We start from the raw sequence: 11,906 nt of genomic DNA, 5'->3' as shown, positions 1-11,906 counted from the left end.
TGCCAAGCGCAAGTCTCGTAGCATAAGTCTCGTAGCCCGCATGAGCGTCAGCGACATGCGGGAGCAGCGGCCCCGGATATCGCTTCGCTCATCCGGGCTACGGAGCCTGCCACAACCGCCACCTACAGCGCAGCGCATGGCAGATGTCCACGCACATCCAATTGTCTTGAGCGCCGACCGGCGACCGTGTACGGACGGCGAAGTCCCACCCAGGTCATCCCTTGAATCCCCTTCCCCAAAATCCCGTCGTTGCGTCCGGCTCGTTCGCGGCGATGAAATCGGTGCCGTACCGGCTTCAGTTCATGGCCTATGTGCTGGCGATGATGGCCGACAATATCGAGCACGTGATCAGCTATTGGGTGGTGTTCCAGGAATTCCATTCGCCGGCGCTGGCGGGCTTTGCGGTGCTGTCGCACTGGCTGCCGTTCCTGCTGTTCTCGGTCGCGGTCGGCGGGCTCGCCGACCGGTTCGATCCGCGCCGCATCATCCAGTGCGGCATGCTGCTGTTCATCGTGGCATCGAGCGGATGGGGCTTCTTCTTCCTCACCGATACGATCCAGATGTGGCACGCGATGCTGCTGCTGGTGATTCACGGCTGCGCCGGCGTGTTGTGGCAGACGCCGAACCAGCTCTTGCTCTACGACCTCGTCGGGCCGGCGGACCTTCCGAGCGCGGTGCGGCTGAACGCGATGGCGCGCTATCTCGGCATCCTGGTCGGGCCCGCGGTCGGCGGCGTGATCATGCTGACGCTCGGCACCTCGCACGGCATCATCTTCAACACGCTGTTCTACCTGCCGATGCTGCTCTGGCTGTTCTGGGCGCCGGTGCGCGACAGAAGCGTGGCGATGCGGCGCTTTGCCGTGCGCGGCCTTGCCGACATCATGCTGACCATCCGCGCCATCGGCACCCAGCCGGTGCTGACGGCGATGACCTGGCTTGCCGGCCTCACCTCCTTCATGATCGGCAATGCCTATCACGCCCAGACGCCGGGCTTTGCCGGCGATCTCGGCCACGGCGATCCCGGCGCCTCCTACAGCGTGCTGCTGGCGGCGGATGCGGCCGGCGCAGTGCTCGCCGCCATCGCGCTGGAATCCTGGGGACGCCTGAAGGGCACGCCGCGCACCGCGATCATGCTCGCAATGCTCTGGAGCGTGGCGCTGCTGGGCTTTGCCGTGGTGCGGATCTATCCGGTCGCGATCGTGCTGTTGTTCTGCGCCGGCTTCTTCGAGCTGTCGTTCAACACCATGGCACAGGCGCTGGTGCAGCTGAACGCGCCGTCCGACATCCGCGGCCGCGTCGTCGGTCTTTATAATATGGCGGGGCTCGGGATGCGGGCCTTCAGCGGCATCACGGTCGGACTGTTTGGCGCGGCGATCGGCATTCACTGGTCGCTCGGCCTGTCGGCCGCGCTGCTGCTGGCGCTGCTGATCCTGCTGCAGCGACGGGCGACGAAGCCGGCTTGAGCGCCGAGCCTTTGAGTGTGGCTTTTCGAGCGCATTGTGTCTGTCCATTGCCGCCGTGGCCGATCCTAACGCGGCATTAACCCTATGCACCTTAGGGTCGTCCCGGACTCCGCCCGGGCGGGGGGTCGGGTGTTGAAAATGGCGTTGGCGAACAGAAAATTTCTTCCGGCCACCGAGGAGCGACGGCGCTTCCAGCGGGTGAAAGTGCACCTGCTCGGCCGCTACATGCTGCCGGACCGCCGTGAATTCCCCTGCCAGGTGATCAACATGTCACCGGGCGGTCTCGCGCTGCTCGCCCCCGGCATCGGCAATGTCGGCGACCGCGTGGTCGCCTATCTCGACCATATCGGCCGCGTCGAGGGCAAGATCACCCGCATCATCGACAACGGCTTCGCCATGACGATCGGTGCCACGCCCCGCAAGCGCGACAAGCTCGCGGCCCAGCTGACCTGGCTCGCCAACCGCGACATCCTCAACCTGCCGGAGGACCGCCGTCACGACCGTATCGTGCCGCGCAACCCGATCGCGGTGCTGACGCTCGAGGACGGCACCAAGATGACCTGCCGCATCATCGACCTTTCGCTGTCGGGTGCGGCCATCGCGGCGGAGAACCGGCCGCCGCTGAAATCGACGGTCCTGCTCGGCCGGGTCCAGGGCCGCGTGGTCCGAAACCTCGAAGACGGCTTCGCGCTGGAGTTCTTGCACGCGCAGCCGATCGAGACACTCGAAGAGAGCGTTACCGCGCGGTAAAGCGCACGAACGCCAAAACCCCCTGTATTCCAGCCCCGAAGGCGGCCTCCGCAATGCGGACGCCGCCTTTTTCATGCGCCGTGACAGCGCCAGCGCGGGTTAACGCGCGGCTGGTTTGCACATGGAAATAGCGGCTCCGCCAGCGTTTCCGCGTTAATCGATAAAATTTGAATCAATTGCAGTTGTTTCAAATTTTATGAGAATTCGATTCAAGTATAGATCGAATTCGCCGCAGGTTTTACTTGTATTCGTCTCGACTTGACTTGGTCGACTTAGCGGCAACTCAAAAGCTCCGTGCGAAATGTGGTCCCAACAAGAAACGGGGGCCGCAATGTTTGACTTCAAGGGACAGGGGAAAGGGCTGGTGCTGGCTGCCATGCTCTTCGGGATCAGTGCGGCAGCGCAGGCCGGCGAGAGCCGCCTGCTCTACGCGAGCCTCGGTGACACCACGCGTGCACCGATCGGCTGGGTCGAATTCTGTGCGGACAACGCCGCCCAGTGCCAGGGCGCACCGACGCAGCCGCGCGACATCGTGATGTCGCAGGGAGCATGGCGCGACCTCGTCAAGGTCAATCGCTGGGTCAACGAGACCGTCAAGCCTTTGACCGACCAGGAGCACTGGGGCGTGATCGAGAAATGGTCGCTGCCGACCGACGGTTACGGCGATTGTGAAGACTACGTGCTGTTGAAGCGCAAGATGCTGATCGATGCCGGATGGCCGCGCGAGGCCCTGCTCATCACCGTCGTGCGCGACAAGAAGGGCGAAGGACACGCGGTGCTGACGGTGAAGACCGACAAGGGCGAGTTCGTTCTCGACAATCAGAACGAGAACGTCGTGGCCTGGACGGAGACCGGCTACCGCTTCGTCAAGCGCCAGTCGCAGAGCGATCCCAACGTCTGGGTCTCGCTCGGCGATACCAAGCCGGCGGTCTCCACCGCCAGCGCCAGAGACTAGGCAAGAGATTAGGAACGAGACGACAAGTTACGCGATCCGGTCACATCCCCACCCCTCCCCGTCCCAGACCGGTTCGCGCGCGCCCAGCCATCCCCCAATGGCTGGGCGCAACTTCTTTGAGGGGTCGTATCCCGGAACGCGGTGCGGCGCGCTTTAATCTGCAAGGCTTGCAGGCAAGATCGACGCTGGCTCGCTGCCCTTGCCCCGATCGACCATCTTTGTGAGATCCGATACGCCGCCGCCGACCGCCAGCCGCGTAGCTCGCGCAGATATCGGAGGCGAGCCGAACAGCCTCGAATAGGACCGCGAGAATGCGGCAGCGCTGCCAAAACCCACATGACGAGCCACCGCCTTCACCTGCTCGCCGCGCATCAGCTCCCGTTGCCCTAGCATCAGGCGCCAAGCGTTGAGATAGGCAGCGGGCGTCGTGCCGAGGATCCTGGGAAAGACGTCCATGAATCGGCTGCGCGACATGCCGCTGATCTCGGCGAGTTGCTCGACGGTCCAGGATCTTGCCGGCTCATCATGCATCGCCACGATCGCCCGGTGCAGAGCGGGATGCGACAGGCCGGCAAGAAGACCCGGCTTCGTCGTACCCGCATCGATCGCCTCCCGCAGCACCAGCAGCACGATCAACTCGCAGAGCCGGTTCAGCGCGACGCGCTGGCCGCAGCGATTGCCGTACCCCTCGGTCACGAAGGTGCTGACCAAGGCCTGCAAGGTCGGGCGGCCGTCGAGATCGATGTCCACCGTTTCAGGCAGAGCATTCATCAACGGGTTCGCCGGGCCGCCGAAATCGACTATTGCGGCGACGAGCAAGTTGGGCTCCGACCGGCTGTCGGCTCTGGCGTAAAGGACCACCCGCTCGGCCACGCCGGCCTGGCCGGTCACGACGAGATTAGCCGCCGCACCCACGGCGTCCGGCGAGAGCATTGCGACTGACAGGTCAAAAGCTTCGAAGAAGGCAGCCAGGCGATCGCGCTTGGGCCTTTCAGGACTTTCGATCATGTAACTTGGATGTTTCATATCCTGGAGTGTGACAGAGAGGGCTGGTTCTCGCAACCGGCCGGAGAGCTGGCCAATCTGCCCAACAGGAGTTCCCATGCTTACGCCCCGACAAAAGGCGCCGGATCTGTCGGTCGAAACGCTCGGCCTCGGCCGCTTCGATCTTGCCGATGAAGCGCCACAGCGTTTCACGCTGATCTGCTTCTACCGCGGCCTGCATTGCCCGATCTGCGCCAACTACCTCAAGGAGCTGGAGCGCCATACGCCGGCCTTCGCCGAGCGCGGGGTAACGACGATCGCGATCAGCTCCGACAACGCGGAGCGCGCGCGGTCGATGGCCGAGAAGGTCGGCGCTTCAGAGCTGCGCTTCGGCTATGGACTGAGCCTTGCCACAGCGCGCGAATGGGGCCTCTACATTTCTGCCTCGCGCGGCAAGACGTCGATTGGCATTGAGGAGCCTGCGCTGTTCTCCGAGCCGGGCGTCTTCCTGATCCGTCCCGACAAGACCATCTATTATCTCTCGGTACAGTCGATGCCCTTCGTGCGGCCGAACTTCGGTGAGATGGTTCAGGCGCTCGACTTCGTCATCAAGAACGACTACCCGGCGCGGGGTGAATTCACCGGCGCGGTTTGAGAATGAGAGCCGAATCTCGCGGAGTGCGGCCTCCAGCCTCACCTCACTCCGCGGCTTCGAGATTGGCGGGCTTCTCGATCTCGCCCAGCGGCGACACCGCGGGGCCATTGAGCGCGGTGCCGTCGGGCGCGAACTGCGACCCGTGACACGGGCAGTCCCAGCACTGCTCCAGTGCATTCCAGTGCACGACGCAGCCGAGATGGGTGCAGCTTGCCGAATGCAGATGCAAATGTCCGTTGCGATCCCGGCACGCCGCGATCTTCTTCAGACCGCTGCGGACGAGGCGCCCCTCGCCGGGGCGCAGCCGTTCGACGCTCGTAATCTCGCTCGCGGTCAGATATTCCGCAAAATTCTTCAGCGGCGTGATGTTCTCGCTGATGAACTCACTGATGTTTCTCTGAATTTTGCGGGACGGGGCGTAGAGATCCTCCCAGGGGCCTGCGCCCGCCGTGATCAGATCCGTCAGCAATAGACCGGCGACGAGCCCGTTGGTGATCCCCTGCCCGGAATCGCCGCTGACGATGAAGACATGCTCCTCGTCGGGGCTGCGGCCGATGAAGCCGGCGAAATCGACCGGCTCCAGCACCTGGCCGGACCACCGATGGGTAACCTCGCGCAAATCCGGCAGGCGCTCGCGCGCCCAGCGCTCGAGCGCATCGAGGCGCTGCGCGCCGTCGTTCGCTTCACCCGATTTATGATCTTCTCCGCCGACGATCACGATGTCCTCATCATCGGAGAACGGCTGGAGCCGGACATAGTGATAAGGATCGAGCGTATCCCAATAGAGCGCATCCTGCAGCGCGCCGGCCGCTATCTTCGCGGCGAGCGCATAGGTGCGGTAAGGCGCCTGCTTGGTGTGGATCGCCACCTCGACGTTGACGGGCGAGTTGGTCGCAACCACCACATCAGTGGCGTGGACCTCGTGGCCTGAGGCGGTCGTCACGACCATGTCGCCATGCTGCTCGCGGATACTCTCGACACAGGTGTCGGCGTAGAGCTGCGCCCCGCGGCGCTTCAGCGCGCCCGCCAGACCCGCGAGGTATTTGGTCGGGTGCAGACGTGCCTGGCCGGCAAAGCGCAGCGAACGCACCTGCCCCCTGGCATGGAACGGGGTTGGATCGACGCAATTTTCGACGGGAATCCCGAGCTTGCGGCAGCAATCCAATTCGTCGTCCAGCTCGGATGCTGACGTTTCGGGTGCCAGCACCCAGTAACCATCGAGGCGCCTGAAATCGCAATCGATGTGCTCGGCTTGCTGGATGGCCTCGGCGCGATCGATCGCGGCGGCGACGCTCTGATAGCAGCGCCGCGCACAGTCGAGGCCACGTACCTTCACCAAGGCATCGTAACCATCGTCGAGTGCGGTGGCCAAATGCGCGGTGGTGCGCGCCGTCATCCCGCTGCCGATGCTGCCGCGGTCCAGCACCACGACCGAGCGTCCATGGCAGGCCAGCTCATAGGCGACCGATAGCCCGGCAATTCCGGCGCCGATAACGACGACATCCGTGCCTATCGTCCCGGATAGTGCCGGCGCCTCCGCGACCGAAACATCCATCCAGAGCGATCGGGTGTGCTCATCCCGTACGTTCATGACAACGCCTCCTCACGCACGAACAAACGACGCGACAAGATCAGGGTTCCTCGCGGGCGGTCGGCGAGCGGAAATGCCGTTGGGACTCGGCATTGAATTAGGAACCTTCGTCGCGCTCGCGGTTGAACCGGCATGACAAATCCATCACCCGGGATGCGCAGGGCATTACGTCACGCCCAATTGTACGGCCACTTGCTGGTGCGAAATGACAGGCTGTATTACCCAGGAGGCAATCATCCGATCTGCTCGGTGCAGCTCGCACGGGAGATGGTCAGGTCAGGATGGATGACGAAGCGAGACGGCGACTACGAGATCACCCCGGACGGGCAGCTCGCCGCAGAACGCGAGCTCAGTCACTGACCGGATCAGGCGCCCAGCACATCCGCGAGCCGCAGCTCGTCGGCGGCGGGCTCCTTCAAGAACAGCTCGTCCTCGATATCGGTCAAGTGTGACAGCATCTGCGCGCGGGCAGCTTGCTTGTCGCGCTTGCGGATCGCCTCGACGATGCCGGCATGGTGCTCCGTGCCGCAGGCCGGCGTGTCGTGGCGGCGATAGAGCAGGATGATGAGCGAGGAGCGCGCGATCAGCTCCTTCAGGAAGCCGAGATAGATGCTGTGGCCGCTCATCTCGGCGACGAGACGGTGAAACTCTCCGGAGAGCCGCACCGAGGCGCGGGCATCGCCGCGCAGCTCGGCTTGGCGTTCCTCGGCAAGATGGTGCTGGAGGCGATCGATCCAGTCCGGCGACACCGCATCGATGGCATGATCGACGATGGTGGGCTCGATCAGACGGCGCGCCTCGAACACTTCGCGGGCATCGGCCGGCGTCGGCCGCGCGACGAAGGCGCCACGGTTCTTCTCGATGTTGACGATGCCCTCATGCGCGAGCTGCTGCAGCGCAGTGCGGACCAGCGTGCGGCTCGCGCCGTAGATCTCGCCGATCTCGTCCTCGCCGAGCTTGGTGCCCGGCAGCAGGCGATGCTCGAGGATCGCGGCGGTCACACCCTCCCGGATGCGGCTGACGCGATCGCTCGCATCGGGCGCGTCGGATTTCGGGCGGGGCTTGGCGGCCATTGGTTCGAGGGTTGGGCTTGAGGGCTCGATCGACGACATTCGCTTTCGAATGTTAGTCGACCAGCTGTATCCAATCACAGGCGAAAGTTTATACAATCTTCGCCCGTTTTGTGTGCAGACGGCTCCGCACAGGGCGGGCAGGACAGAGCCGCCGGATTCGATCTAACGATCTGACTCCGCTGCACAGTTTCGAAATTCAGCTGGCAAAGCGGCGATTGGCACGGACCTTGCGGAGAGAGCGGCTGCACCGCCCCTCCTTGGACACGCCATGGCCACTCCCGCCGCCCTCGAACTGGTCGCCGTCACCAAGCGCTATGACACGACGCTGGCGGTCGATACCGTCAATCTGAAGATCCCGGCCGGCACCTATTGCTGCCTGCTCGGCCCGTCCGGCTGCGGCAAGACCTCGACCCTGCGTATGATCGCTGGCCACGAGGCGGTCAGCGAGGGCGACATCATCCTGGGCAGCCAGAATGTCACCGACCTGCCGCCGGCCGAGCGCGGCACCGCGATGATGTTCCAGTCCTACGCGCTGTTTCCGCATCTCTCCGTGCTCGACAATGTCGCTTTCGCCCTGAAGATGCGCGGCATCGACAAGCCGACGCGCCACAGGCGCGCCGGCGAGCTGCTGGAGCTGGTAGCGATGAGCCAATATGCGGGCCGCCTCCCCGCGCAGCTCTCCGGCGGCCAGCAGCAACGCGTCGCGCTCGCCCGCGCGCTGATCACCGAGCCGCAGATCCTGCTGCTTGACGAGCCGCTCTCTGCCCTCGATCCGTTCCTGCGAGTAAGGATGCGCGGCGAGCTGAAGCGATTGCAGCGCGAGCTCGGCATCAGCTTCATCCAGGTCACCCACGGCCAGGAAGAGGCGATGGCGCTCGCCGACCACATCGTGGTGATGAACCACGGCAAGATCGAGCAGCAGGGAACGGCCCGCGACATTTTCCACCATCCCCGCACCGAATTCGTGGCGCGCTTCATCGGCGGCCACAACGTGCTCAGCGACGCCGGCAAGCTCATCGCCGTGCGCGCCGATCAGCTCGGCATCGCGCCGTTTGCTGACGGCGCGTTCGGCGCGCCGGCGCTGCTGACCCAGACCGAGTACCAGGGCTCCTACATCGCCGTCTCGCTCACGCTCGACAACGGCACCGCCCTGTTCTCCCACGTTCCCGAAGCCACTTTCGACGTCCACCCGTTCCGTCCGGGCGATCGCGTGCTGGCCACCTGGGATCCCGCCAAGGCGCAACGCCTGCAATAGCGCCCTTCATCTTGGAAAATGCGCAACACTAGAGGAGTGAGGGAAATGACCGAGACGACCAGGAAGACCGGCCTCAGCCGCCGTACGCTGCTCAAGGGCACCGCAAGTCTTGCCGGCCTTGCCGCCGGCTCCGGCGCCATTACCGGCTTTCCCTATGTGAAGTCGGCCGAGACCAAGGTGCTGCGCTATCTCGGCACCGCCGTGAACGAGGGCGACGATATCTCCAAGCAGTGCCTGAAGGACACCGGCATCAAGATCGAATACATCACGGCGACCACGGACGACGTCACCAAGCGCGTGATGACCCAGCCGAACTCCTTCGACGTGCTGGACACCGAATATTTCTCGCTGAAGAAGATCGTGCCGTCGGGCAACATCCTCGCGCTCGACGCCAGGAAGATCAAGGAGTTCGACAACATCACGCCTGTTTTCACCAAGGGCGAGACGCCCGGCGGCAAGAAGATCGGCGGCCAGGGCACCGCGCCGTGGAAGGTGCTTTACCTCGAGGGCAAGGATTCCAAGAAGTTCGCGACGTCGGCCACCGAATTCGTCACGCTGATTCCGACCGTCTACAACGCCGACACGCTCGGCATCCGCCCCGACCTAATCAAGCGGCCGATCAACTCCTGGTCCGAGCTGCTCAATCCCGAGTTCAAGGGCAAGGCCTCGATCCTCAACATCCCCTCAATCGGCATCATGGACGCCGCGATGGTCGTGGAAGCCACCGGCAAGTACAAATATGCCGACAAGGGCAACATGACCAAGGACGAGATCGATCTCACCATGAAGGTGATGACCGAGGCCAAGAAGGCCGGCCAGTTCCGCGCCTTCTGGAAAGACTTCAACGAAAGCGTCAACCTGATGGCTTCGGGCGAGACCGTGATCCAGTCGATGTGGTCGCCGGCGGTGACCAAGGTGCGCTCGATGGGAATTGCCTGCACCTTCCAGCCGCTGAAGGAAGGCTACCGTTCCTGGGCCTCCGGTTTCTGCGTCTCCAAGGGCGTGTCGGGTGCGAAGCTCGACTGGGCCTATGAGTTCGTCAACTGGTTCCTGTCAGGCTATGCCGGTGCCTATCTGAATCGCCAGGGCTACTATTCCGCCGTGCTCTCCACCGCGAAGGCGCATATGGAGCCCTACGAATGGGCCTATTGGATGGAAGGCAAGCCGGCCGAGAAGGACATCAAGGCGCCCGACGGCTCGCTGCTGGAGAAGGCAGGCTCCGTGCGCGACGGCGGCTCCTATGAGGACCGCATGGGCGGCGTCGCCTGCTGGAACGCCGTGATGGACGAGAACGACTACATGGTCCGCAAGTGGAACGAGTTCATCGCGGCGTAGCTGAGATGTCCGAAGAAGTCCTGCAACAGGCATCCCCGGGCCTGATCCCGGGGTCAGGCACAGCGCGCGCCGCGAAACCGACGCGCCTGTCGCCGTCCTTCATCTCCTGGCTTCAGGCCGGGCCGATGATGCTGGTGTTTCTCGCCTTCTTCCTCATTCCGCTCGTCTTCGTCGTCATCGTCTCGTTCTGGGACTACAACGAATACCAGTTGCTGCCGGCCCTTTCGGGCCGTGGCTACACCGACACGTTTGAAGGCTGCATCGCGCAGCTCCCCGATCTCTGCACGATCGGCAAGACCTATCTGAAGACGCTGAAGCTGTGCTTCATGGTCTGGACGATCACGCTGTTCATCGGCTTCTGGGTTGCCTATTTCCTCGCCTTCCACGTCAAGTCCAAGACCTGGCAGATGGGATTGTCGCTGCTCTGCACGATCCCGTTCTGGACCTCCAACGTGATCCGCATGATCGCCTGGATTCCGCTGCTCGGGCGCAACGGCCTCGTCAATTCCGGCCTGGTCAAGACGGGCCTGATCAACCATCCGCTGGAATGGCTGCTGTTCTCCGAATTCTCCGTGGTGCTGGCGCTGGTCCACCTCTTCACCTTCTTCATGGTGGTGCCGATCTTCAATTCGATGGTGCGCATCGACAAGTCGCTGATCGAGGCCGCCTATGACGCCGGCGCCACCGGCTTCCAGACGCTGGTCAACGTCATCATACCGCTCGCCAAGCCGGGCATCGTGATCGGCTCGATCTTCGTCATCACCATCGTGATGGGCGATTTCATCACTATCGGCGTGATGGGCGGCCAGCAGATCGCGGCGGCCGGCAAGATCATCGAAACGCGGGTCAACGCGCTGCAGTTCCCGGCGGCGGCAGCCAACGCCGTGATCCTGCTCGCCATCACCTTCCTGATCATCACCATGATGTCGCGCATCGTCGACATCAAGAAGGAGCTCTAGAGCATGAAGGAAGGACGCTCACGCTCTTTCTACGTGCTCGCGACCTTCTTCGCGGCCTATGTGCTGTTCCTCTATGGCCCGATGATCGCGATCTACGTGCTGTCGTTCCAGGGACCACAGGGCGGCCTCACCTTCCCGATGAACGGCGTGTCGACCTTCTGGATCGCAAAACTGTTCCAGGGCACCGGCATCGTCGATCTCGGCGCGGCCTTCCGCCGCTCGCTGCTGCTCGGCATCATCGTGATGATCGTCACCGTCGTGCTGTCGGTCGCCGCCGGCATGGCCTTCCGCAGGAAGTTCAGCGCGCAAAGCATCCTGTTCTACTCGGCGATCGCGAGCCTGATCGTTCCTTCGATCATCACTTCGCTCGGCATCTCGCTTGAATTCCGCATCATCGACGATCTGATCAAGAGCTACTTCAACGAGAATTTCGAGACCTCGATGGGCCTGCTCACCTCAGGTCTCGGTGCGCATCTGACCTGGACGCTGCCGTTCGGTCTGCTCATCATGTTCGCGATCTTCAATCGCTTCGACCCGCGCCTCGAGGAAGCCGCGCGCGATCTCGGCGCCACACCATGGCAGACTTTCCGCCATGTCGTGCTGCCGATCATCCTGCCGTCGGTGATCGGCATCGGTCTGTTCGGCTTCACGCTATCCTGGGACGAGCTCGCCCGTTCCAGCCAGGCGATCGGGGCGGTGAATACATTGCCGCTGGATCTGCAGGGCCTCACCACCACGGTGACGAACCCCGACATCTATGCGCTCGGGACCGTGATCTCGGCCGTCTCGTTCACGGTGATCACCCTTGCGCTTGGCACCATCCACATGCTCAACAAACGGCAGGCGGCCAAGGGTTCGGACGCCGGCCAAGGACTCGTCTAAGAAC

At 63.4% G+C, this 11,906-nt stretch carries 11 protein-coding genes; 8 read left to right on the top strand and 3 right to left on the bottom strand.

The window, feature by feature from the left end; translation table 11 throughout:
- The first annotated feature begins 221 nt into the window (after positions 1-221).
- The 3 genes from UNPA324_RS11610 to UNPA324_RS11600 all read left to right on the top strand — a co-directional run bounded on the left by UNPA324_RS11610 (position 222) and on the right by UNPA324_RS11600 (position 3,168).
- On the top strand, positions 222-1,463 hold the full coding sequence (locus tag UNPA324_RS11610) for an MFS transporter (RefSeq protein ID WP_283810240.1): 1,242 nt from the start codon (positions 222-224) through the stop codon (positions 1,461-1,463).
- A gap of 138 nt (positions 1,464-1,601) precedes the next feature.
- Positions 1,602-2,213, top strand: coding sequence for a PilZ domain-containing protein (locus UNPA324_RS11605; protein WP_128920953.1), 612 nt, complete (start codon positions 1,602-1,604; stop codon positions 2,211-2,213).
- A gap of 331 nt (positions 2,214-2,544) precedes the next feature.
- Positions 2,545-3,168 carry a transglutaminase-like cysteine peptidase gene (locus UNPA324_RS11600; protein WP_164936451.1) on the top strand — a complete coding sequence of 208 codons (624 nt, stop codon included), beginning with the start codon at positions 2,545-2,547 and terminating at the stop codon, positions 3,166-3,168.
- 153 nt (positions 3,169-3,321) lie between these two features.
- Here UNPA324_RS11600 and UNPA324_RS11595 read toward each other — a convergent pair whose 3' ends face one another.
- Positions 3,322-4,101 carry an AraC family transcriptional regulator gene (locus tag UNPA324_RS11595; RefSeq protein WP_246667162.1) on the bottom strand — a complete coding sequence of 260 codons (780 nt, stop codon included), beginning with the start codon at positions 4,099-4,101 and terminating at the stop codon, positions 3,322-3,324.
- Positions 4,102-4,270: 169 nt separating this feature from the next.
- Between UNPA324_RS11595 and UNPA324_RS11590 the strand changes: the two genes are divergently transcribed.
- Positions 4,271-4,807: a peroxiredoxin-like family protein gene (locus tag UNPA324_RS11590; RefSeq protein ID WP_141934727.1), complete on the top strand. Its 537-nt coding sequence runs from the start codon at positions 4,271-4,273 to the stop codon at positions 4,805-4,807.
- A 43-nt stretch (positions 4,808-4,850) separates the two neighbouring features.
- Here the strand turns inward: UNPA324_RS11590 and UNPA324_RS11585 are convergent, their stop codons facing one another.
- Positions 4,851-6,398 carry an FAD-dependent oxidoreductase gene (locus UNPA324_RS11585; RefSeq protein ID WP_164936450.1) on the bottom strand — a complete coding sequence of 516 codons (1,548 nt, stop codon included), beginning with the start codon at positions 6,396-6,398 and terminating at the stop codon, positions 4,851-4,853.
- Positions 6,399-6,763: 365 nt separating this feature from the next.
- Complete coding sequence (locus UNPA324_RS11575) at positions 6,764-7,471, bottom strand: GntR family transcriptional regulator (protein WP_141934726.1); 708 nt, start codon at positions 7,469-7,471, stop codon at positions 6,764-6,766.
- Positions 7,472-7,739: 268 nt separating this feature from the next.
- Between UNPA324_RS11575 and UNPA324_RS11570 the strand changes: the two genes are divergently transcribed.
- From UNPA324_RS11570 to UNPA324_RS11555, 4 genes are read left to right on the top strand one after another with little or no spacing between them, the layout of a single operon-like run.
- Positions 7,740-8,726, top strand: coding sequence for an ABC transporter ATP-binding protein (locus UNPA324_RS11570; RefSeq protein ID WP_128920947.1), 987 nt, complete (start codon positions 7,740-7,742; stop codon positions 8,724-8,726).
- A gap of 45 nt (positions 8,727-8,771) precedes the next feature.
- Positions 8,772-10,061 carry an ABC transporter substrate-binding protein gene (locus UNPA324_RS11565; protein WP_164936449.1) on the top strand — a complete coding sequence of 430 codons (1,290 nt, stop codon included), beginning with the start codon at positions 8,772-8,774 and terminating at the stop codon, positions 10,059-10,061.
- A gap of 5 nt (positions 10,062-10,066) precedes the next feature.
- Positions 10,067-11,020: an ABC transporter permease gene (locus tag UNPA324_RS11560; protein ID WP_128920945.1), complete on the top strand. Its 954-nt coding sequence runs from the start codon at positions 10,067-10,069 to the stop codon at positions 11,018-11,020.
- Positions 11,021-11,023: 3 nt separating this feature from the next.
- On the top strand, positions 11,024-11,902 hold the full coding sequence (locus UNPA324_RS11555) for an ABC transporter permease (RefSeq protein ID WP_128920944.1): 879 nt from the start codon (positions 11,024-11,026) through the stop codon (positions 11,900-11,902).
- Positions 11,903-11,906 lie beyond the last annotated feature (4 nt).

The sequence above is a fragment of the Bradyrhizobium sp. UNPA324 genome, from assembly GCF_006658635.1.
In the GTDB taxonomy this organism is placed as follows: domain Bacteria; phylum Pseudomonadota; class Alphaproteobacteria; order Rhizobiales; family Xanthobacteraceae; genus Bradyrhizobium; species Bradyrhizobium nanningense.
The sequence above is the reverse complement of the archived record's forward strand: the minus strand, read 5'-3'. Positions and strand labels throughout refer to the sequence as shown.

Coding starts and splice junctions, on each gene's coding strand:
- UNPA324_RS11600 (WP_164936451.1), top strand. CDS start 2,545: ATGTTTGACTTCAAGGGACAGGGGAAAGGGCTGGTGCTGGCTGCCATG.
- UNPA324_RS11590 (WP_141934727.1), top strand. CDS start 4,271: ATGCTTACGCCCCGACAAAAGGCGCCGGATCTGTCGGTCGAAACGCTC.
- UNPA324_RS11595 (WP_246667162.1), bottom strand. CDS start 4,101: ATGCTCTCGCCGGACGCCGTGGGTGCGGCGGCTAATCTCGTCGTGACC.
- UNPA324_RS11555 (WP_128920944.1), top strand. CDS start 11,024: ATGAAGGAAGGACGCTCACGCTCTTTCTACGTGCTCGCGACCTTCTTC.
- UNPA324_RS11565 (WP_164936449.1), top strand. CDS start 8,772: ATGACCGAGACGACCAGGAAGACCGGCCTCAGCCGCCGTACGCTGCTC.
- UNPA324_RS11605 (WP_128920953.1), top strand. CDS start 1,602: ATGGCGTTGGCGAACAGAAAATTTCTTCCGGCCACCGAGGAGCGACGG.
- UNPA324_RS11560 (WP_128920945.1), top strand. CDS start 10,067: ATGTCCGAAGAAGTCCTGCAACAGGCATCCCCGGGCCTGATCCCGGGG.
- UNPA324_RS11570 (WP_128920947.1), top strand. CDS start 7,740: ATGGCCACTCCCGCCGCCCTCGAACTGGTCGCCGTCACCAAGCGCTAT.
- UNPA324_RS11575 (WP_141934726.1), bottom strand. CDS start 7,471: ATGGCCGCCAAGCCCCGCCCGAAATCCGACGCGCCCGATGCGAGCGAT.
- UNPA324_RS11585 (WP_164936450.1), bottom strand. CDS start 6,398: ATGAACGTACGGGATGAGCACACCCGATCGCTCTGGATGGATGTTTCG.